Below are 21,654 nucleotides of genomic sequence, written 5' to 3'. Positions count from 1 at the left end.
TCCGGAGTGGACGGCATGTTGGCGCCCTCGCAGACGACCCTGCAGCCGTTCTTTACCAGCGCTTCGGCGGACTCCTCGTTCACTTCGTTCTGGGTGGCGCACGGCAGGGCGATGTCGCACGGGACGGTCCAGACGCCCTTGCTGCCCTCGTGGTATTCGGCGCCGGGCACGCGCTCGGCATACTCTTTGATGCGGCCGCGCTTGACTTCCTTGATGTCCTTGACGACGTCGAGTTTGATGCCGTCCGGATCGTAGACGTAGCCGTTCGAATCGGAGACCGTCACCACCTTGGCGCCGAGCTGCTGGGCTTTCTCGGTGGCGTAGATGGCCACGTTGCCGGAGCCGGACACCACAACGGTCTTTCCTTCGAAGGAGTCGTTCCTCAGCACGCGCAGCGCTTCGGCGGTGTAGTAGCACAGGCCGTAGCCGGTGGCTTCGGTGCGGGTCAGGGAACCGCCGAATTCGAGGCCCTTGCCGGTCAGCACGCCGGAGTACTCGTCGCGGATGCGCTTGTATTGGCCGAACAGGTAGCCGATCTCGCGGGCCCCGACGTTGATGTCACCGGCCGGAACATCGGTGAACTGGCCGATATGACGCTGCAGTTCGGTCATGAAGGCCTGGCAGAAGCGCATGACCTCGGCGTNNNNTTGCCCTTCGGATCGAAGTCGGATCCGCCCTTGCCGCCGCCCATGGGGAGGGTGGTGAGGCTGTTCTTGAGAATCTGCTCGAAACCGAGGAACTTGATCACGGATTCGGTGACGGTGGGGTGGAAGCGCAGGCCACCCTTGTAGGGGCCGATGGCGGAATTGAACTGGATGCGATAGCCGCGATTGACCTGGACCTTGCCTTCGTCGTCGACCCATGCGACACGGAATTTCACCACGCGCTCGGGCTCGACGAGACGTTCCAGCACGCCGGCCTTCTCGTATTCCGGATGCTTCTCGACTACCGGTTGCAGGCTTTCGAACACCTCGCGTACGGCCTGCAGAAATTCAGGCTGGTCGCCGTCGCGCCGCTCCACCTGGGCGTACACCCTTTTTACGTACTCATCAGTGAGCATGATTCTCCTTGGTTGGGTAAATGAGACGTTCACATTGTATGTGGAATATTTCGATCGCAACAGAGGCCATTCCGTGATACGGTATCGCCGTCTCGTGGATGGCATGGTATCCCAGATGGTGGGATCCGGCATGACGGATTGGCGGCCGGGCGAGTGGGAGCGCTCACATAGTAAACGGTAACAGACGAGTATACACAGCCGCACTTATGCTCACGATCGGATATGTATTGTCCATTGTACTGATATGCGGTTCGCAACAGAAAGAAGGGAATATGGCAATCGGTCCGGTAAAGGTTGGCATCGTCGGTTTGGGGCACGTGGGTGCGCATGTGGGCAACAGCCTTGTGCTGCAAGGCATTGCCGACGAAATCTACCTGTGTGATGTCAATGAGAAGAAAGTTGCCGCGGAGGCCCAGGATCTCAACGATTCTTCCGTCTTCGCGCCGCACCGCGTTCGTGTATACAACTGCCACGCCGAATATGAGCGGCTGGCTGATTGCGATGTCATCGTCAATGCGGTGGGGCATGTGACACTGTCCGCGGTGTCCCGTGACGGCGAATTGTATGCCACCTGCCATATGGTGCGCACCTTCGTCGGGCGTCTTGCCGCCGCGGGATTCAAGGGCTTCTATGTCAATGTGACGAACCCGAATGACGTGGTGGTCCGTGAGATCCATCGCCTGTCCGGCCTGCCCGCGTCCCATGTGATGGGCACCGGCACGTGCCTTGACTCCGCGCGTCTTAGGTCCGCCATCGCATTGGCCACCAACGTGTCTCCGGAGTCCATCAACGCCTACATGCTGGGCGAGCATGGCTTCACCGAAATCGCCGCCTGGTCCAACGTATCGTTCTCCGGCAAGCCGCTGGCCGAGCTGGCCGCCGTGAACCCGGATCGCTACGGTTTCGACAAGGCCAAGCTCGAGGAGCAGGCTCTGCGTGGCGGATATTGGTGCTATGCGGGCAAGCACTGCACCGAGTTCGCCATAGCCAACTCCGCTGTGCGTATTACGCGCGCCATCGTGCATGACGAACATGTGGTGCTGCCGGTATCCACGTATCTGGACGGGCAGTATGGACAGTCCGGATTCTTCATCTCCGTTCCGGCGCTGGTCGACGCCAACGGTGTTGAGGAGGTATACGAGCTTGACCTCACCGATGAGGAGCGGAAGGGCTTCCTGGCCTCCTGCAAGAAGGTTCAGGACAACTATGCCAAACTGCCTGCGTTCCCCGTTGAGGATTCCCGCAAGGCGCCGGTGGTGATTCCTCCGGATCCGGAACATGACGACATCTATGCCAAGGGTGGTTATGTGGTCATCCATGATGGCGACGAGGTCATGCCCGGCGAGGAAAACAAGTAAAAAAGGTGCGCGCCGGTAAACGACGGGGCCCGCGGAATCAAATGATCCCGCGGGCCCCGTCGTATGTGGTTATCTGTGGAGCATGCCGGGTTCGAACCGGCGACCCTCTGCTTGCAAAGCAGATGCGCTACCAGCTGCGCCAATGCCCCATTGACATTCATTGCACCTGACTGAACAAGGGATGGGCAATGATGGCATTGGAAAAAAAGAGCGGCATCATTATGTGCCGCTACCCTTCCTCCGTGGGCCCGGGAGGACTTGAACCTCCGACCTCATCCTTATCAGGGATGCGCTCTAACCAGCTGAGCTACGGGCCCGATCCATACGCCTTCGAAAGCGCACAATCGACTAGTCTACCAGTGAATCCCCACATGTCAATCGGCGTGTCGCACGCCGACTTTGCGTAGCAAAGTCACAAGCGTGCGACATGGAGCCGGTCTTTAGAGACAGCCCGGTGGGCTGTCGTGCCGGCGGAATCCTCCTTATTCCGCCGACTTTGCGTAGCAAAGTCACAAGCGTGCGACATGCGGTCGGCCGTGATTCCGAAGGAATTGCACCAGCCGGCCGCGCGAGCCGAAACGGAAGACAGTCCAGTGGACTGTCTTCTCGGCGCAGCCTTCCTCATCATCTGTCGATCCCGTGGGCAAAGTCACAAGCGTGCGACACAATGCGCATATGCTGATTGATGGACTTGATGTGACCATAACCCGAAAACCCATCAAGAACCTGTATCTGCGGGTCGGCCCTCCGAGTGGGAACATTCGGGTTTCCGCTCCTATGACTGTGTCCGAGCGTACCATTGCGCGATTCGTCCATTCCAGACGCGCATGGATCCTCACACAGCAGGCCCGCATGGCCGCCGCTGCGGAGCGTCGCGGTGATGCCGGATCCCAGTGGACCATCGAGCGCCTGCAAGCCGCCAAATCCCGCATCGAAGCGCAATTGCCGACGCTGGTGGATCATTGGGAGCCGATCGTCGGGCGGAGGCCGACGCATATCACCTTGCGGCTTATGACTTCACGATGGGGATCCTGCACGCCCGCAACGGGGAGAATCAGACTGAACCTGCAGCTTGCCGAACTGCCTCCGCGATTTCTGGAATATGTGCTGGTGCATGAAATGACGCATCTGCTGGCGAGCGGGCACGGCATCGAATTCCAGCGCCGTATGAGTGTCTCTTTGCCGAATTGGCGTGTGCTGCGTCGCGAGCTCAATCAGCGGTTCATCGGATAGGGGCGGCCGATTGAGAGTCTCCAACGGCAATCTCAGCTCTTGCCGCCGTTGGAGCTATCGTCCGCGCCCGGGGAGGAATTGCCGGACGTCGTGCCCTTCGCGGCGTCGGCCCGGCGCACCTCAATCGTCTCGATGCGCCTGCCGTCAATGGCCATTACCACCATGTCATAGCCGTCGTCGGAATGCAGCACATCGCCGACCTGACCCATTTTGCCGGTGTGCGCCAGGAAATATCCGGCCACCGTTTCGTACGGGCCGTCTTCAAGTTCGATGCCGGTCAGATCCGCGAAATCCTCAATGGTCATGCCTCCCTCAATCGTGGCGACCCCATTGACGAAAACCGTGCGCCGCCGCCGCTCGCCGCCCTTTTCGGTCGGCAGATCGTATTCGTCGCGGATGTCGCCCACCAGCTCCTCGGTCATGTCCTCAAGGGTGACGATGCCGTCCGTGCCGCCATACTCGTCGATCACCACAGCCAGATGAATGCCGCGTTTGCGCAGCAGTTCAAGGCTGGGCAGCAACTTGGACGTGCCGGGCAGCGAAATGCCCTCGCGTGTGACATCGCGTACGGTGGTTGCGTTCGGATCACGCACATCCAAAAGGTCACGTACATGCACGAAACCGATCACGTCATCGAAATCCTTTCCAGTGACGGGATACCGCGAATACGGCTGATTCCGTACGAATTCGGCGGCTTCGGCAATTGGCTGGTCGGCGTCGATGAACACCACGTCGGCGCGCGGGCGCATCACCTCGGCCACAATCGTTTCGGAAGCGTCGAACACGTCATCGAGAATCGTTCGCTCGTCCTTGCCGAGATTGGTGTTGGAATTGACCAGGACACGCAGCTCGTCGTCGGACACTTCGGATTCGGTTTCGTTCGGATCGAAGCCCAGAAGACGTACGATGCCGTTGGTGTTTTTGCCGATCAGCCAAATAATCGGCCTGCAGATTTTCGAAAATACGTCGATGGCCGGGACCACTGCGCGGGCGATCTGTTCGGATCGTTGCATGGCGATTCGTTTGGGAACCATTTCGGAGATCACGATGGAGAGATAGGAAATCACCAAGGTGAGCACCACATTGACCAGGCCGCTGGCGAAGCCTGTGGGCACTCCCCACTGCTCGACAATCGGAATGAGATAGGGGGCTATCGACGATGCGCCGAATGATGCGGAGAGAAATCCCGACAGCGTGACACCGATCTGCACGGAGGAGAGGAAGGTGTTGGGATCGTGGGCGATTTTCGCCACGCGGGCTCCCCTGGCATCCTCCTGCTCCATCTGGTCGATTTGCGAACCGCGCAGGCTCACCAACGCCAGCTCGGTACCGGCGAAAACCGACCCAAGGAGAAGAAAGAAGAGGATCAGCGCAATGTTCAAGCCAAGTGACATAGTGTTTTCATCATACGGGGTCGGCATGTCATTGCGCTGGATGCGTTGCACTGTGTTGCGGTGCGGAGCGAAGTTGCCCGGTGAGCTAGAAACTCAGTACTTCGACCTTGCCGGTGGTCAGCGAATAGCGCGCGCCCACGATCATGAGCCGCTCGTCGGCCAGCGCCTCCTGAATGACGCCGGAGCGCTCAACCAGGTCTTCGATGGTGTGCGCGATATGGACGCGCTCGAAGTCCTCCTCGCTGTCCAATTCCGCTTCGCGGGCCATATGCACCGAAATGCCCACGGCTCTGAGAATCCGCGAGTCGGCTTCGCTGATGCGGGTTTCCAGTTCCTCGTCTTTGAGGTCGCCGAGCTTGTCGAGCTCTCGGATGGCCTGTTCGATGGCGCCGCAATGCTCATGGCCGAGCACCACGATCAGGCTGACCTTGAGTTTGTTCACGGCGTATTCCAGCGAGGTGACGACCGCATCGTCAATCATCTGACCGGCGGTGCGCACGTCGAACAGATCGCCAAGACCCTGGTCGAAAATAATCTCGGGGGGTACGCGGGAATCGGCGCAGGCGAGCACAGCGGCATCCGGATTCTGCTGGTCAATCAGCGATTCCCGGGTCTCCCCATCCTGCCACGGATGTTCGGCCTTACCCTCTGCAAAGCGGCGATTGCCCTGCAGCATACGGCTCCAAGTGGCGTTCGCAGTGGATTCCTGCTCAAGCGGCGCGTCAAAATCATCGGTCATGCTGACACATTGTAGTCATCTGCGGTTTTTACATTCGACATTTTTCGAGGCCTATCATAGACACTGCGGGAATGGTTGCTTACTAAGCAAAGATGATTGCGAGCAATCGAAGCAATAACAAGAGAGTAGGGGTTTCCGATGACGAACGATCAGCACGGCGAATCATATGACCCGCAACCTCAGAATATAGATTCTCCAACTACTGTGGCTGCAATATCTGCTAGTCAGTCGGAGCCTCGTAAGCCTGAACAGGCGAAGCGGCGGTCAGACCATGCGAAGTCGGGCGGGAAGTCTGCCACCGCCAGTGTCGCCCGTGATCCTTGGATGGCATTTCGATGGGTATTTACCATTTTGGTTGCACTACTTGCGGCTGCTTCCTTGGTTTTCCCGGTGACTGCTCGGGCCTATGCGCAGCGAGTGGTGGATTCGTTGGATAACGCAACGGAAGCGCCTGTGGTGGATGTCCCCAGTAATACGAAGAAAAATAATGGGCTGGGGATTCGAAGTCTGCCGCTCTTTAATGATGCTTCGATTGCCGCGGTAAAAGCAAATGATGTTGAACAAGGTGCAGATGCTGGTCGGGCTTTATTCGGCGATCAATGGGATGCGATATATGAAGCTGGGAATGTCTCCGATGCTCGTGGTGGTAGTTTTTCAGTGGCTATCGATAATAACAGTGTGCTTGATAATGTTCGTGATTTGGTTCGGCAAGCGCTGAGTAATATGGGCAATAATAAGGCTGATCAGGTGGCTCAGACTTTGGGATTGCTCACATGGTATGGCGATATTCAATCCGGTGCTGATAGGACTATGAGTGGACCGACAGGGCAACTTGTTGCCGCTGCGGCATTGGCGTTGGAAGCTCCTGCCGTATTCGATACATGTGATGTGGATTTACAGGCCGCTTATTATCTTGATTTGCTTGATTGGGGTTATAGCAATGAGTCTGTGGATCGCACACTGCAAGCTTATGATAAAGCAGTTGCCGCATGCGGTACGGAGGATGCCACTGCTGCAGTGATGCAGACACAATATCAATTAGTCGCCGATTATCATGATTCTTCCAGTTCGGCGATTCCTCTGGTACTGCATTCATTGCGCAATGGTCAACTTGATGAGCTGGATGAACAGGCGAAGCAGCTCATGAAAGACCATCCGACTGTGTCTGGTGCCATGTTAACTGCTGGTGATATGTATCGATATTTGGCAGTACTTGCATCTAAAGATGGCATGGGAACTTTCACTGTGAAATATTTGCGTGAACAGGCTGCCATGGCATATGAAACCGGGTCCAAGCTTTCCACTCAGCCAGAGTTGATATGGGCGTTGGGAAAGATCTACAACAATCTGGGTGAGTATGACAAAACCGTTTCACTATATAGTGATAATGAGGCAGCACTTACTGCGCAAGGTGCTTATGGTACGCTTGCCGCAGCCAAGGCGCATACAGGAGATTTTGATTCAGCGGCTTCATTGCAGCTTGAACAGCTTCGTGAAACTGCTGCTGATGTGGATGCCAGCGAGGCCATATCCATTGCCCGCAGTACGTATACGGAAATCGATATGGAAAACGGTATTCTTACTGAGATACCCGGCAGCCGTAGCTTGGTCAATTATGTACCCCGTGGCGCCGGTGCCGCAGTTGAAGATTTGGCATGGTATCCCGAATATCGTGACGATACAATGCTTGAAACTATCACGGCTGACGAATTAACCATAGTTACCGTGGCTAATGACATCGTAGCTTCGTCCAATTCGGCCTCCCAGAAACTGCTCACCGAGGGTAATTCTGTTGCAGCACTTTATCTTCAGTACCTTTATCTTGCAGGCAATTATGATGCTCTGGATTCATATTGCGATGCTTCTTCTTCGTCGACCAGTGATATTTGTTCATTGTCTTCCACTCACGACAACACCTTGCCTGTAGCGAGTGAATATACCACTGTAGGTAACACGACTGATAGGTTGCAGAATCTGTGGCGTAGGTATGGCAATTACGATAAAGCTGAGGCAGTGCTGCGCAATGCCGATGATGGTAGTTATCTTATCGATGATCGTCTTGCTGAAATAGCTTATCTGAATAAGGATTATGCCAAGGCTGCTGGATTGGAGCGTCAGGCGGTCGATACAATCCGCAATCAGTACGGGGACAGTGGCCTGACATACTGTGGCCCGAGACAGAGCGATGGCACATATCTTATCTTGAAGTACGGTGTGGGATCGGTACTTCGCCTTGCCACTGCATTGCGTATGACCGGTGATTTAGATGCTGCCCAAGAAGCTTTGAAATCTGTATACGTAAATGCGCAATCCTGTGGTGCCAAGTCTGTTTCCAGCAACAGTAGTGACACTTCGGGCATAGGCAAGTTGGATTTGGTAATGGCATATGCCCATCGCGAGTTGGCTCAAATTGAATATGCTCGGCAGGATTATCAGTCCGCATTTGATGATGCTTCGAAGGCGGCGCAACTGCTGGATTCGTTGAGGAATGGGAATCTCGACGCTCTTGTCCCTCAGCGAGGCGCGGATGAGCAGCTCGCTTCGGTGGCCGCGTATGGCAAGGAAGATTATCAGTCAGCTCTTGAATGGTCGAAGAAGGCGGTTGCATTCGATCCTCACTCGCCGTTGTATCAAGAGGCGCTTGCCGATGCGCAGCGTGCTGTTGGCGGTTCGGTGAGCAATGAAGAATCGAATGATGATAATTCATCGCAAGACCAAACAGATCAGTCCGAGCAGGGCACTGATTCCACATCCAAACAGGTGGACAGCAAAGCGCAGATGATGCAGGCGTATCAGGAGGTCTTGGAAAGCAATGATTCGCTGTTTTCTTCGTGGAATAATCTTGGAGTGCTGCAAGCGCAGACCGGTGACACAAACGCGGCGTTCGATTCGTTCAAGCACGCGGTTGCTGCTCGCGCCGATTATGCAATCGGCTGGTTTAATCTTGGTGTAATTGCTTCCGAGCAACAGGGCATAGAGAATTTTCTGTTGGCGCAAGGTGCTCTGGGCAAGGCCAGCTCGTTGGACAAAAGTCTGAAAGAACAGGATCCTGTTTTGATGTTCGACAATGAGGTCTACCAGTCCGGGCTTGATGTATCGAAAGCGATTCCTGATGATTGGCAGTTGGCGCGGACTATGCGACGCAATACCAATATGTTCACCATCGGCTTGGCCTTGCTGGTGGTGGTGCGTGTGCTGGTCAGTCTTGGACAGGATTGGATTTCCGGCAAGGTGACGGGCAAGGCCATCCCATTCCTTGAGAAGACCGGCGCGCGGGTGTCCGGAGGCCACCCCAATCTTATGACTCGCATTCTGCTGAGCCCGTGGCTGACAACCGTGGTGACGCTGGTGGCGCTGATGTGGATGAGTGGCGCAAATGCCGGCTTGGAATGGTGGATGACATTGCTGGGGTGCGTGCTGCTACTGGCGATTCCGGTAGTTGCCACTTCGTGGGTTGGTACCGGTGCTAAGCCGGACCGTCATCAGTCGTTCTGGCCTGCTTCGGTAGTGACTTTGGCGTTGGCTCCGTTTGGTTTGGGGTTTGCGCCGCCGGCTCCGATGGTAGTGGACGACAAGAATCTTGCGCAGCGCAAGGAGCAGTGGAGCATGCTGCTGCTGGGGCTGTTCACCGTGGCAGTTTGCGTGGCTGGTGCTGTTACCGACGTGCCGGCGACCAGACTGCTTAGCGCTGCGGCGTTGGTGGTTATTGGTTCGGCTTTGACGGCGATTCCGCCGTTGGACGGTGCCAAGCTCAATCCGCCCGCATGGCTGGATTGGCTGATCACCGCGTTACTGACGGCGAGCACTGTGCTGTCGGCTATGGGATTGCTGTAGTAATGAAGGCCGAGTCGGGCCTTTCCGGCTGCCGACTCTATTGTTGCCTGGGACGGAGATCACACGTGAGGGATGTCACACGCCCTGCGTGGAACATTGGGCGACTGGGCAGACTAATTGAGCTAGTCTGAAGACAGCATCACAACATGCCACGCAAGGCGGGCGGAGGGCTCTTCCGCCGGCATTATCTCGCCGTTCTGGTGTGGCTCGTCGAAAGGATGTCCATCATGACGATGCTCCAGCACGAAATCACCGACTTCAAAGCACAGGCTTTTCAAAACAATGAATTCCATGAGGTGACCAAGGCCGATGTGCTCGGCCATTGGTCCGTGTTCTTTTTCTATCCGGCTGATTTCACCTTCGTATGCCCCACCGAGCTCGAGGATCTTGCCAACTCCTACGCCAAGTTCAAGGAAATCGGCTGCGAGATTTACTCCGTCTCCTGCGACACCCACTTCGTGCACAAGGCATGGCATGACGCCAACGAGAAGATCGCCAAGATCGAATACCCGATGCTGGCCGACCCGACTGCGACGCTCGCCAAGGATCTCGACACCTACAACGAGGCCGACGGCACCGCCGAGCGCGGCACCTTCATTCTGAACCCCGAGGGCAAGGTCGTGGCCTACGAGGTGATCTCCTCCAATGTGGGCCGTAATGCCGACGAGCTGCTGCGTCGCGTTCAGGCGTCCCAGTTCGTCTACGAGCACGGCGATCAGGTATGCCCGGCCAAGTGGCAGCCCGGTGAGGAAACCATCGAGCCGAGCCTCGACCTCGTAGGACTGCTCTGATTTCCCGTCTGACGACATGGCTCCCGTCTGCTTGTGCGGCGGGAGCTTCTGTATCAAGGAGACGTATGGATACCAAGAATCTATATGACGTGATCGTTATCGGTGGCGGCCCTGCGGGATTGACTGCCGGATTATATCTGGCCCGCGCCCGCTATCGCGTGCTGGTGCTGGACAAGGACGAGTTTGGCGGCCAGATCACCATCACCGACGAAGTGGTGAACTATCCCGGAGTGACCCGCACGTCCGGCCGTGCGCTTACCAAGACCATGCGGCAGCAGGCCAAGGATTTCGGCGCCGAATTCCTGTCTGCCGAAGCAACCGGATTGAAGCTTGACGGCGATGTGAAAACCGTACACACCACGCGTGGCGATCTCAGAGCCTTTGGCGTGCTGTTGGCCACCGGCGCTTCCCCTCGCAAGCTCGGATTCGCCGGCGAGGCCGAATATGCCGGTCGCGGTGTGGCCTATTGCGCCACCTGCGACGGCGAGTTCTTCGCCAGGCGCGAAGTGCTGGTGGTCGGAGGTGGGTTCGCCGCCGCAGAGGAATCGGTGTTCCTCACCAAATACGCCAGCAAGGTCACTGTGCTGGTGCGCGAGGATGATTTCACCTGCGATGCGTCCGTGGCTGCGGCGGCCAAGAAGAATCCCGACATCGAGATCCGCTACCATACGGTGATCGATGGCGTGGAGGCCGGCCAGAGCGGATTGCGTTCCGCTTTGCTGCGTGACGTGCATTCCGGCGAAACCTCCACTTGGACGCCGGCTGATCAGGGTACCTTCGGTGTGTTCGTGTTCGCCGGCTATGTGCCCGCCACCCAGTTGGTGCGGGGATTGGTGGATCTTGACCCGCAGGGCTATGTGATCACGCATGATTATCTGGAGACGTCGGTGCCTGGCGTCTATGCCGCCGGTGACCTTCGCGTCAAGAACCTTCGCCAGGTTGTCACCGCCACGGCTGATGGTGCGGTCGCTGCCGTGGAACTGGAACGCTGGGCAAAGACCATGAGCGAGACAACCGGTTTGGTGCCGCCGCGTCCGACTTTCTCCGCATATGAGAAGGCCGAAATCGAAGCAACGGTGAAATCCGCCGCGCAGACCGGCACGACGCCCGCTCCCGCACCTGTCAAACGCAGTGCCGACGCCACTGCTGCGGCTTCCATGGTCCGCAAGCCGGGCGAGCTGTTCTCCGATGCGGTCAAGCAGCAGCTCAATGTGGTGTTCGGGCGCATGGCCAAACCGGTGACGCTGTCACTGGATGTGGACGGAACTCCATTGTCCGCTGAGCTGGAAGGTTTTGTCGGCGAGATCGCCAGGCTTTCCGGTGGCAAGGTGAAGGTCGTCGCGCCGCGGCGGGCGGTAGCCTCGGTGGATGATTATGGCCGGGCGACATTCGACCCAGCCGCGGTGCTGCCGGATGCCAGGCCGTGCGTGCGCGTGTTGGTGGATGGCAAGCCAACCGGTTTGGCCTTTCATGGCGTGCCGTCCGGGCATGAGTTCAACTCCTTCGTGCTGGGTTTGTACAACGCCGCAGGCCCGGGCCAGCCGATCGACGATGACCTCGCGGAGCGTGCGAAGACCATCAGCTCCCCGACCAATGTGATGATCCTGGTGTCGCTGACATGCACCATGTGCCCCGAAACCGTGCTGTCCGCGCAGCGAATCGCCTCGCTGAACCCGAATGTGCGCGCCGAGGCCTACGACGTGTCTCATTTCCCGGCACTCAAGGACCAGTATGGTGCGATGAGCGTGCCATGCATCGTCGTTGATCGTGACGGCGAAGCGCAGAAGGTTGAGTTCGGCAGGAAGAGTCTCGCGCAGATGCTGACGTTGCTGGAGTCGTAAGCTCCCCTAAACGGAAAAGGCCCCGCTATGCGGGGCCTTTTCCACCGTACATGTGGTGCCAAATATCAGCCGGTGTTCTGCAGACCTGCGGCGACGCCGGAGACGGTGCACAGGATCAGGTAGGTGAAGCCCTCCTTGACTCCGTGGCTGAGTTCTTCCTTATCCACGCGCTTGCGCAGCGAACGCAGGGCGAGCATCTGGGTGACCGACAGCGCGTCCACGTACGGCGAGCGGATGCGGATGGCTTGGCCAAGCACATGGCGGTGCTGCAGAGGCCACTCGTCGCCGACGATCTTGAGCACCCACTTGCGGGTGAGCTCCATCTCATCGAGCACCTTCTTGTTGAGATCCTCGCGGTCTCCCAACGACAGGTACATCTTGGCGATGCGCTCATCCGTCTTGGCGATCGACATCTCGATGTTGTCGATGAAGGTGGAGAACAGCGGCCACTCCTCATACGCCTTGCGCAGCGTGTCAAGGTCGCCGAACTGTTCGCACGCCGTGCCGAGGCCATACCAGGCGGCCAGGTTGATGCGGGCCTGAGCCCAGGCGAAAATCCACGGGATGGTACGCAGGTCGTCAAGCGACTTGGCGCCCAGACCACGCTTGGCCGGACGGGAGCCGATCGGCAGCAGTCCGATCTCGGTCAGCGGTGTCACGGTGGAGAACCACGGGGCGAAGCCGTCGGTGCCCAGCAGGTCGAGGAAGCGGGCATGGGCGGCCTCGTCGAGCTTGCTGGCCATATCGGCGTACTTGACGGTCATGTCGGTATTGCGCTTCTCCACGCTCGGAGCGGACTGCAGCAGCGTGGCCGCCGCAACGGATTCCACATGGCGGATGGCCAGCACCGGATTGCCGTAACGGGCGAAAATCACCTCGCCCTGCTCGGTGAGCTTGAAGCGGCACTTCACGGAACCGACCGGCTGGGCGAGCACCGCACGGTTGGCGGGGCCGCCGCCTCGGCCGACGGCGCCGCCTCGGCCATGGAACAGCGTCAGATCGATATGGTGCGATTCCGCCCATTTGGCGATACGTTCCTGCGCCGCGTGCAAGGCAAGCGTGGCGGAAGTCGGGCCGGCATCCTTGGAGGAGTCGGAGTAGCCGAGCATCACTTCAAGCTTGCCGCCGGTGGCTTTCAGGCGAGCCTGAACCTCGGGGATCTTGATCATGTCTTCAAGCACGTCCACCGAGTTCTGCAGATCCTCCAGCTGTTCGAACAGGGGGATCACGTCGATGACCGGCACATCCTCCGGGTGCGCGAAGGCGAGGCGGTTCAGCTCATACACGTCCTTGACGTTCTGGGCGCTTTTGGTGAATGAGATGATATAGCGACGGGCGGCCTTGATGCCATTGCGCTTCTGGATGGAACCGAGTGCGCGGAAGGTGTCGAGCACTTCGTGGGTCATCGGCTGCAATTCGCCGCGTTCGCCGTGCAGGCCATGCTCGCGGATATCCTCGAGGGCGCGGGCGTGCACCACAGAATGCTGACGGAACTCCATCTCAACCATATGGAAGCCGAAGGTCTCGGCCTGCCAGATCAGATCCTGCAGCGGGCCGTAGGCGGAACGCGCGGCGCCGGCTGCAGCCAGCGAACGCTGCACCACCTTCAGGTCGGCGATGAAATCGTCGCAGGTGTGGTACATCAGATCGGCGTCGCGCTCGATGGTGTAATGCAGGCGATCGGCGATCACCAGCATGACGGCGCGATGCAGCTCCTTGGTGGAGATCAGCGCGGCCTTGTCGGTCAGGCGCTCGCTCATTTCCTTCTGATGGTTCCACAGGCTTTTAAGATCCATCGACGCGGGCGTGGTCTCCGCTTCCATAGTCAGGTTGCGGCCCACGGTCCGAGTGGCCTTTTCAAGGGCGGCGATCATGTGATCGGAGAACTTGCGGGCCACCTGACGGCTCACCTTGGCCGTGACGTTCGGATTGCCGTCGCGGTCGGAGCCGATCCAGCTGCCCGGATGGAAGAATGCGGGGCACACCGGCTCCACAAGTCCGGCCTTGTCGCCCAGCACCCAGTCGTCGAAACGGCGATACACCTGGGGAATGGTGTGGAACAACGTGTTGTCGAAAATATCGAGGATGGTGTCGGCCTCTTCCACGGGGGTCGGCTTTTTCAGGGCGATCGGAGAAGTGCGGAACAGCGCGTCGATCTCGTTGTACAGGCGACGGCAATTTTCCTTCTTGTCCGTCCCGCCGAGAACCCTATGCGCGCCCAGCAGCTCGGAGATGCGGCGAATCTTGCCCTCCACGGCCTTACGACGGGCTTCGGTGGGGTGCGCGGTGAACACCGGGTGGAATTCGAGGCGGTTCAGCAGCTCCTTGGCCTTGGCCGGCCCCATCTCGTTGATGAGCTTGTGGTAGGCGAGAGTCATTTCGTTCACCGGGTCGACGGCCTCGGATTCGGCCACTTTGGCTTCGCGCCCATGCAGCACGGAAACGCGGTAGTTCTCTTCGCACAGGTTGGCCAGATGGAAATACGTGGCAAATGCGCGGGCCAGAAGCTGGGCGTCGTGCAAATTCATCGCGTCGATGGTTTCCACGGCTTTCGCCAGACCGTTCTGATCCGGATTGGGGTCGACCATGCCGCCGAAATGCTCGGCACTGGCCTCCACGGCATATTCACGAACGGTATCGAATTTAGCGAGCAGCTCGGGATCGAACTCGCCGAGCACATCCCTCAAAATGCGCAGGCACAAATCCATGTCGTGCTTGAGGGAATCCGGCAGATCGCGCTCCTCCGGGCCTTTTTTGCCCGTGCCGGACGCCAGAATACCGGCATCCGCGGCGTTGATCTGTTGATCTTGAGACGTCATCAGACCTCCTTTATCGAACCTCCGGTTGCTTGTCAACCGGTCTTCCGCGGCTCCTCCGCGGTTGTGTGAGACCGGACGTCCCAAGCCCAAAGCCTTTGAATTCGATGGGTAAAAATACGTGATTTCGATTGTAGGCGCGAAATCGACAGTTGTATTACGGGCATTCACATGGTGAAGCATGGAGTCGAGTGCGAGTCGTGTGGGAGCTTTGCATGGCAGCCAAACGATCCCTGCACGTCCTCATTCGCCGCTATGCTTCTCTTTCTCTTCTCAATGGAGTAGATATGAACTGTGATTTTCGGTAAGAGCAAACGAGACAGGCAGCGCACGCAGCGGACGAACACGAAGCGTCATTGCGAGACGCAGCCTCGGGGCGCCATGGCAGTGCGCAAATTCCACACGCACTCCATTCCGCTTGACATGGAAGATATCTCCCGCGACTGGGACAAACCGTTGGTCGACGCCTGCCTTGCGGCCAAAACCAGCGTGATCGTGCGCGTGGGCTCGTTGGATTTGGGGGCGGGCACCGGGTCGTTCCGCGTGCGCGAAATGATGCATCGCATTGCGTATCCGCTGGGGGTGCATGTGCGCGCCGACGTCAATCTCACCGATATCGAAGCCACCTGCACCGACGGCAGGCACCGCATCACCGAAGTCATCGATCTGCCGTCGACCGGCGTGAACACCGAGCGAATCTGGCTGCTGGAGCATTTCGCCGACTGGTTCGCCGTCAATCTGGGGAAAAGTTCGATGTACCACGCGCAATCCAAGCTGTCCGAAGGCGTGGTCCAGCATCTGGAGGAGCGCGACGCATCCCAATATTCAGCTGATTTGTCGAAACAACTGCGCGAAGAAAGCAAGTCTGAAACCGAATCCGCATCCGATGCCGGCGAAACGCGTCAATATGACGACGGGGAGGTGTTCACCGGCGACAGCGATGCCGTGCGGAAGCGGGTCGTTGAACGAATGGCGGCAAACCGCGACAGGGCGACGACATACGCGGAGCATTTGGAACAGGAGCGCTTCGTAACAGGCAAACCCAATAGGGCCGGTCGTGTCCATCAGGCCCCCAAAGGGCAGTACGCCGAGCATTTCGACCATGTGGCAACGGCGGCAGACGACAAGGCGACGGGGCACCGTTCCCGCATTACCGTGCGGCAGGCGCATGAACGCCTGGACCTGATCGAACGGCGCAAACCGCTGTACGCCCCGTGGTTCTCGGGATTCGCCTCTGCGGTTGCCTGCGCGGCCTTCGTGTTTCTGCTCGGCGGCGGCCCATACGACATGATCGGCGCGTTCGTGGGCGCCGGATTGGGCCAATGGCTGCGTCGACGTCTCTTCGCCCATCACCTCAACCAGTTCTTCGTCACATTCCTGGCCGTTGCGCTGGCGGCGCTCGCCTGCACCGGCACATTGCGACTGGTTGGTCTGGTCGATCCGGTGGCACTGTCGCACGACACCGCCTACATCGGCGCCATGCTGTTCGTGATCCCCGGCTTTCCGCTTATTACAGGCGGGCTTGATATGGCGAAAATCGACTTCCCGTCGGGCATTCAGCGCATCTGCTATGTGCTGTGCATCATTCTGATGGCGACGCTGGCCGGATGGATGGTCGCGTCCCTAGTGCATCTGCATCCGGAGGGGTTCGAGCCGCTGGGACTGAATCCCTGGTTGAACGGCATGCTGCGGTTCATCGCCGCGTTCCTTGGCGTGTGGGGATTCTCCGTGCTGTTCAATTCCCCACAACGCATGTGTCTGGTGGCCGCCATCATCGGCGCCATCACCGACACACTGCGGCTCACCCTGGTCGATTTCGGCATGGCCGCCGAGGGCGCGGCTTTTCTTGGGGCGTTTCTCGCCGGCATTCTGGCCTTCGTCTGGCGCTCCTCGGTGCGGCACGGGTGGCTGCCGCCGCATCTTGGCTATCCGCGCATCTGCCTGACCGTGCCGTCCATCGTCATCATGGTTCCCGGCTTGTATATGTACCGCGCCATGTACTATCTGGGGAGCTTCGATACGATGAACGCGCTTGATTGGGCGTTCCGGGCGTTTATGGTGATCATCTGCCTGCCGATCGGCCTGGCGATGGCACGCGTCATAACCGACAAATCCTGGCGCTATGACATTTAGCCGAGACTCGACGCTCGGCATGACACAAGGGGAACGGTATGGTTTCGGCGGATTTTTGGGTTTTGACGGCCATGGTCATCTATTTTGCGGCCATGCTTTCCATCGGATTCGCCTATTCAAAACGGTCGAACTCCTCCGCGGCGGAGTACTTCGCCGGCGGTCGCGGTGTGGGGCCGTGGCTTACCGCCCTGTCCGCCGAAGCCTCCGATATGAGCGGCTGGCTGCTGATGGGCCTGCCGGGCGTCGCATATTTCACCGGCTTGGCCGATCCCATGTGGACTGCGATCGGGCTGGCGCTGGGCACCTATCTCAACTGGAAGCTGGTGGCCCGTCGCCTGCGTCGCTATTCGGTGGTGGCCGGCAACGCCATCACCATCCCCGATTTCTTCGCCAAACGCTATCACGATGACAAATCCGTCATCTCCACCATCGCCGCGATTATCATCCTCGTGTTTTTCTGCGTCTATGTGGGCAGCTGCTTCGTCACCGTGGGCAAACTGTTCTCCACGCTATTCGGCTTCGACTACCACCTGACCATGGTGCTGGGCGCCGCAATCGTTTTCGTGTACACGATCGTCGGTGGCTATCTGTCCGTGGTCGCCACCGATTTTGTACAGGGCGTGCTGATGTTCTTTGCGCTCGCCGTGGTTTTCGTCGGCTCGGTGGCGGGTGCGGGCGGCGTGGCCAATACCGCGGACTTTCTCGCCTCCATCCCCGGGTTCCTGTCCGGCGACAAGGTTGCGACCCCATCGCTAAACGAACTTGGCGAGCAGATTGTCCGAAACGGTCAGGCGGTATTCGGCACGCCTTCCGACTATGGCGTGATCACCGTCATCTCCATGTTGGCATGGGGTTTGGGCTACTTCGGCATGCCGCAGGTGCTGGTCCGGTTCCTGTCGATTCGCAGTGTGGATGAAGTGAGGAAGTCCCGTATCATCGCCACCTCGTGGTGCGTGGCGTCCCTTGTCTGCGCCATTGCCATCGGTTTGGTCGGCCGTGCGATGATGCCGGCGCATTTCACCACACAATCCGCTGCCGAAGGCATCTTCATCGTCGCGGCACAGGTGCTGCTGCCGAGTTTTCTGTGCGGCATTGTGGTGTCGGGCATTTTCGCGGCGTCCATGAGCTCGTCGTCCTCATACATGATCATCGGCGCTTCGGCGATGGGCGAGAACATATTCCGCGGCCTGTTGCATCGCAAGGCCTCGGATCGTCAGGTGATGCTGGTCGCCCGACTGACGTTGCTGGTGATGTTCCTGTTCGGCATCGTGATCGCTTACGACCGGAACTCTTCGATCTTCCAAGTGGTTTCGTATGCGTGGGCGGGTCTGGGCGCATCCTTCGGGCCGCTGATGCTGTGCTCGCTGTATTGGCGCAGGACGAATCGTCCCGGTGCCGTCGCGGGCATGCTGGTCGGCACTGCCATCGTGGTGGTATGGCACAATTTTGTGAAGCCGCTGGGCGGGGTGTTCGCAATATACGAGCTGCTGCCCGCGTTCCTCCTGTCGCTGCTGGCCATTGTGGTGGTGTCGTTGGCTACTACGCCGCCAAGCGCCGACGTGCTTGATGAATTCGATCACTACATGGATGAGCCGGCTGTAGGTGTCAGTGCACTCGGCGTCCCGCGACGAAAGTCATGACCACATGATGAGGCATTGCGCGCATGGCTTCCGGCGTGGTGATCGCATAGGGGTCGCAATCCAGCAGCACGATGTCGGCGGGGTCTCCGACGCGTGGCCGGTCGTATCCCGTGGCGGTTGAGGACGCCAAGGCGGTTTGCACGCTCAGGCATTGCTCGGGCTGGAATGGCTCGCGATCCGACGATTCGGTGCCGAATGCTGCAGCCGATATTGCCAGCCACGGGTCAAGCGGCGCCACCGGGGCGTCCGATCCCATGCGCAGCCGAGCGTCGGCCTCGTGCAGCGCGCGAAACGCGTAAGGTATGCCGGCCGGATTGGCCCAGAATCGCGTGATGACGTCGCGATCGTCCATGGCGTGCTGAGGTTGCACGCTGGCATCGAGTCCCAATGCGGCAAAGCGTGGGACGTCGGAGGGCTTCAGCATCTGCGCATGTTCGACGGAGCCGTGGGCGTGGGTCGCGGCGGCCGCGTTCAGCACAATCGTATTGGCTTCGTCTCCAATTGCGTGGCAGGCAATGTCAAAACCATGCTCGGTGGCCAGGCGCATGTAGTCCTCGATCTGCTGAGACGAGTAGCTCATCACGCCATAAGTCGGCGGCGTGATGCCGGAGTAGGGTGTGGAGCAGTAGGCGGAACGCGTGTTCAGAGAGCCGTCCGCGATGAGTTTCATCGCACCCACATGGCCGAGGCCGTGAGAGCCGGGCAGCTCGTCGCCGGTATGCCATCCGGCGTCAATGGCGGCTTGCAGGCGTTCGGGATATACGCCGGCGTCGACGCGCAGCCCGTCAATGCCTTGCGCAAAGCGGCGGATCCAGGTGTTGATATTCTCTGCCATCTCGTAATCGCGGATGCCCACCACGCCTTTGCCGGCGGCGTCCGCCTCGGCCGCGCGTAGCAGCCGCAGCGTCTCATCGGCGGCGCCGGGTGCGTTGTCGAGTTGCGCATAGGCGTTGAACCACTCAAGTTCGCCAACCAGGCCGGACGCTCCGACATGCACTCCCAAGCGTCGGGCGGCCGCGGAATTGACCCATCCGCAATGCATGTCGGCGCTGGACAGTGCGACCGGCTGGTCGCCGGCAGCATCATCGATGGCCGCGAGTGTCGGCTGGTCGCTGTCGGACCACAGTGAATGACGGAACCGCATGCCAACCACAAATACATCGGGGTCGAGCGTACCTGCCGCGCGGCGATCGGCCAGATGCGAACGCAGCATTGCCATGGCTTCATCGGCGCTGCGGGCCTTCAGCAGATCCAGTCGGCCGAATGTCTGCGCCCATTGCGTGAAATGGGTGTGGCAGTCCCATAGTCCGGGAATGGCCCAGCACCCGTCGGCCTGTACGATTGCCGGATCGTCTGAGTCGATGCCGCTTGGCATTGCGGGCATGTCGGTGCTGGCTGGTGCGGGTGTTATGGCGGTGATGGTCCCGTGATCGACGGCAAGATCAACTAAGCCCGCGGCACCCAAAAGACGGACATTGCGAATCAGCATCAGAGGCACCCTTTCCGAGATCGGTAAGACGGTTCCATTATTGCCTGATTGTCGTCGATATAGGGAGTTTCGTCCCAAGGTCATGGCAAATCCCGCAGTTCATCTCCGGCTGCTTATCCACGGGGTTATCCACCGAGCAGTCTGTGTGGTGTGGGTTGTGCACATATCCACTGAGTTGGCAGCGCGAGTGGAATCGGTTTGACAATCGCCATAAGGTCGCCTTAACTCCACTGAGTTCTGGGCGTGGTTCGGTCAAGAATTCGGCGAGATCCCAAGCAAAGACGCTGTGCGCAAAAAGCGCGGAGCATAAGGAGAAGCATGACGGCCGAGTCCATTTCCTTCGAAGCCCTCGTCGAGGCAAGAAAGCGCAGCGCGCAAACCTGCTCCGAATTGCAAAGTCGCACCAAACGGCGGTTCCCCTATGGCCTTGAGACGGCATTGGAGCTGCAAGGCGTAGAAAAACCGAACTTGCCGCCGGGAATGACGGCTTACAAGTTGCCGGTTGCGGTGCTGCCGAACGTCAACGCCAAAACACATCTCACCGGCATCAATCGGGTGATCTGGTCGTTCCCCATCGAAACCATCCACATAGCGGGGACGTATCTGTGTACAAACCCCGCCTGCACGTGGGCGATGTATAGTCATCGGCTGGATCTGCAGGAGCTGGTGGTGCTGGGCGATTCGATGACGCGTCGCGATAGACGGTTGAAATGCGCCAGTGTGGATGATCTGGCCGAATATTTGGAGCGTTGCATCTTGTTCGCTCAGGGAGGGAAGCTGGAAGGTCGGTCGGTGCGTATGTTCCCCGGCTACCGGAATTGCGTGCGCGCATTGCGGCTGATTCGCGAGAACACCGACTCCTCGCAGGAAACCAGAACCCGTTTGGTTCTGCCGCGGTACGGTTTGGATATTCCGCTGGTGAATTACCCATTATCTTTGCCGGGGCGGCTCAAATCCCTCTACCTCGATATGGCGTATCCGGAATTCAAACTGTGCATCGAATACGAAGGCGCTCATCATGCCGGTCAATGGCTGTCGGACATCCAGCGTCGGCAGCTGATTGAACAGGCTGGATGGTACATGATTCAAGTGACGAAATATGACCTTGTCGATAAGTTTGCAGAAGCAAACCTGGCTGAACGCATCGCCAATATGATCGGTCAAATCACAGGGAAAACCGTGCCGTTGACGGAACAAAAGTCAGTGCGGCAGATCAGTGATACGCGTCGTTTGAATCGTAAACCGTTATGGAAGCGGCTGAAGTTTCAGCCTTTACTGCCGCCAGGCATGCCGCAGTATGGCGATTTTGACGATTTCGGTCTTGGG

General features: G+C 58.8%; 12 protein-coding genes, 2 tRNA genes and 2 pseudogenes. 8 read left to right on the top strand and 8 right to left on the bottom strand.

Annotated features, from left to right (window positions below; all coding sequences use genetic code 11):
• A pseudogene (locus B2994_RS02875) lies at positions 1 to 485 on the bottom strand (NADP-specific glutamate dehydrogenase); the annotation flags it as partial.
• 84 nt (positions 486 to 569) lie between these two features.
• Positions 570 to 1,060 (bottom strand): annotated as a pseudogene (locus B2994_RS02870) (Glu/Leu/Phe/Val dehydrogenase dimerization domain-containing protein); the annotation flags it as partial.
• A 272-nt stretch (positions 1,061 to 1,332) separates the two neighbouring features.
• On the opposite strand from B2994_RS02870, the gene B2994_RS02865 reads away from it, so the two are divergent.
• Positions 1,333 to 2,418: an L-lactate dehydrogenase gene (locus B2994_RS02865; RefSeq protein WP_291526886.1), complete on the top strand. Its 1,086-nt coding sequence runs from the start codon at positions 1,333 to 1,335 to the stop codon at positions 2,416 to 2,418.
• Between the two features lie 76 nt (positions 2,419 to 2,494).
• Here B2994_RS02865 and B2994_RS02860 read toward each other — a convergent pair.
• Positions 2,495 to 2,567, bottom strand: a tRNA-Ala gene (locus B2994_RS02860).
• Positions 2,568 to 2,661: 94 nt separating this feature from the next.
• Positions 2,662 to 2,735: transfer RNA gene (locus tag B2994_RS02855), tRNA-Ile, on the bottom strand.
• Positions 2,736 to 3,093: 358 nt separating this feature from the next.
• Between B2994_RS02855 and B2994_RS02850 the strand changes: the two genes are divergently transcribed.
• On the top strand, positions 3,094 to 3,651 hold the full coding sequence (locus tag B2994_RS02850) for a M48 family metallopeptidase (RefSeq protein ID WP_291526885.1): 558 nt from the start codon (positions 3,094 to 3,096) through the stop codon (positions 3,649 to 3,651).
• Positions 3,652 to 3,683: 32 nt separating this feature from the next.
• Here the strand turns inward: B2994_RS02850 and B2994_RS02845 are convergent, their stop codons facing one another.
• Positions 3,684 to 5,045: a hemolysin family protein gene (locus B2994_RS02845; RefSeq protein WP_291526884.1), complete on the bottom strand. Its 1,362-nt coding sequence runs from the start codon at positions 5,043 to 5,045 to the stop codon at positions 3,684 to 3,686.
• An 85-nt stretch (positions 5,046 to 5,130) separates the two neighbouring features.
• Complete coding sequence (locus B2994_RS02840) at positions 5,131 to 5,784, bottom strand: carbonic anhydrase (RefSeq protein ID WP_291526883.1); 654 nt, start codon at positions 5,782 to 5,784, stop codon at positions 5,131 to 5,133.
• Between the two features lie 351 nt (positions 5,785 to 6,135).
• On the opposite strand from B2994_RS02840, the gene B2994_RS02835 reads away from it, so the two are divergent.
• The 3 genes from B2994_RS02835 to B2994_RS02825 all read left to right on the top strand — a co-directional run bounded on the left by B2994_RS02835 (position 6,136) and on the right by B2994_RS02825 (position 12,250).
• The gene (locus tag B2994_RS02835; protein WP_291526882.1) at positions 6,136 to 9,618 is read left to right on the top strand and encodes a hypothetical protein; all 3,483 of its coding nucleotides are present in this window, start codon (positions 6,136 to 6,138) and stop codon (positions 9,616 to 9,618) included.
• A 227-nt stretch (positions 9,619 to 9,845) separates the two neighbouring features.
• Positions 9,846 to 10,409, top strand: coding sequence for an alkyl hydroperoxide reductase subunit C (gene ahpC, locus B2994_RS02830; protein WP_291526881.1), 564 nt, complete (start codon positions 9,846 to 9,848; stop codon positions 10,407 to 10,409).
• A gap of 65 nt (positions 10,410 to 10,474) precedes the next feature.
• A complete protein-coding gene (locus B2994_RS02825; RefSeq protein ID WP_291526880.1) occupies positions 10,475 to 12,250 on the top strand; it encodes an FAD-dependent oxidoreductase in 1,776 nt (591 codons plus the stop codon).
• Between the two features lie 65 nt (positions 12,251 to 12,315).
• On the opposite strand, the gene B2994_RS02820 is transcribed toward B2994_RS02825, so the two are convergent.
• Positions 12,316 to 15,069 (bottom strand): phosphoenolpyruvate carboxylase, encoded by a 2,754-nt coding sequence (locus tag B2994_RS02820; protein WP_291526879.1) that lies wholly within the window; start codon positions 15,067 to 15,069, stop codon positions 12,316 to 12,318.
• A gap of 378 nt (positions 15,070 to 15,447) precedes the next feature.
• Between B2994_RS02820 and B2994_RS02815 the strand changes: the two genes are divergently transcribed.
• Together B2994_RS02815 and B2994_RS02810 are read left to right on the top strand one after the other, a co-directional pair.
• A complete protein-coding gene (locus B2994_RS02815) occupies positions 15,448 to 17,199 on the top strand; it encodes a threonine/serine ThrE exporter family protein (protein ID WP_291526878.1) in 1,752 nt (583 codons plus the stop codon).
• Positions 17,200 to 17,237: 38 nt separating this feature from the next.
• Entirely contained in the window at positions 17,238 to 18,839 is a 1,602-nt protein-coding gene (locus B2994_RS02810; RefSeq protein ID WP_291526877.1) for a sodium/proline symporter, read from the top strand.
• Here B2994_RS02810 and B2994_RS02805 read toward each other — a convergent pair.
• On the bottom strand, positions 18,805 to 20,223 hold the full coding sequence (locus B2994_RS02805) for an amidohydrolase (RefSeq protein WP_414630630.1): 1,419 nt from the start codon (positions 20,221 to 20,223) through the stop codon (positions 18,805 to 18,807). The genes B2994_RS02810 and B2994_RS02805 overlap by 35 nt on opposite strands.
• A 423-nt stretch (positions 20,224 to 20,646) precedes the next feature.
• Here B2994_RS02805 and B2994_RS02800 point away from each other — a divergent pair.
• Positions 20,647 to 21,654 (top strand): hypothetical protein (locus B2994_RS02800; RefSeq protein ID WP_291526876.1); only part of this gene is annotated, 1,008 nt, incomplete at its 3' end.

Origin of the sequence: Bifidobacterium sp. UBA744 (genome assembly GCA_002298605.1) — a bacterium.
Taxonomy (GTDB): domain Bacteria; phylum Actinomycetota; class Actinomycetes; order Actinomycetales; family Bifidobacteriaceae; genus Bifidobacterium.
The sequence above is the reverse complement of the archived record's forward strand: the minus strand, read 5'-3'. Positions and strand labels throughout refer to the sequence as shown.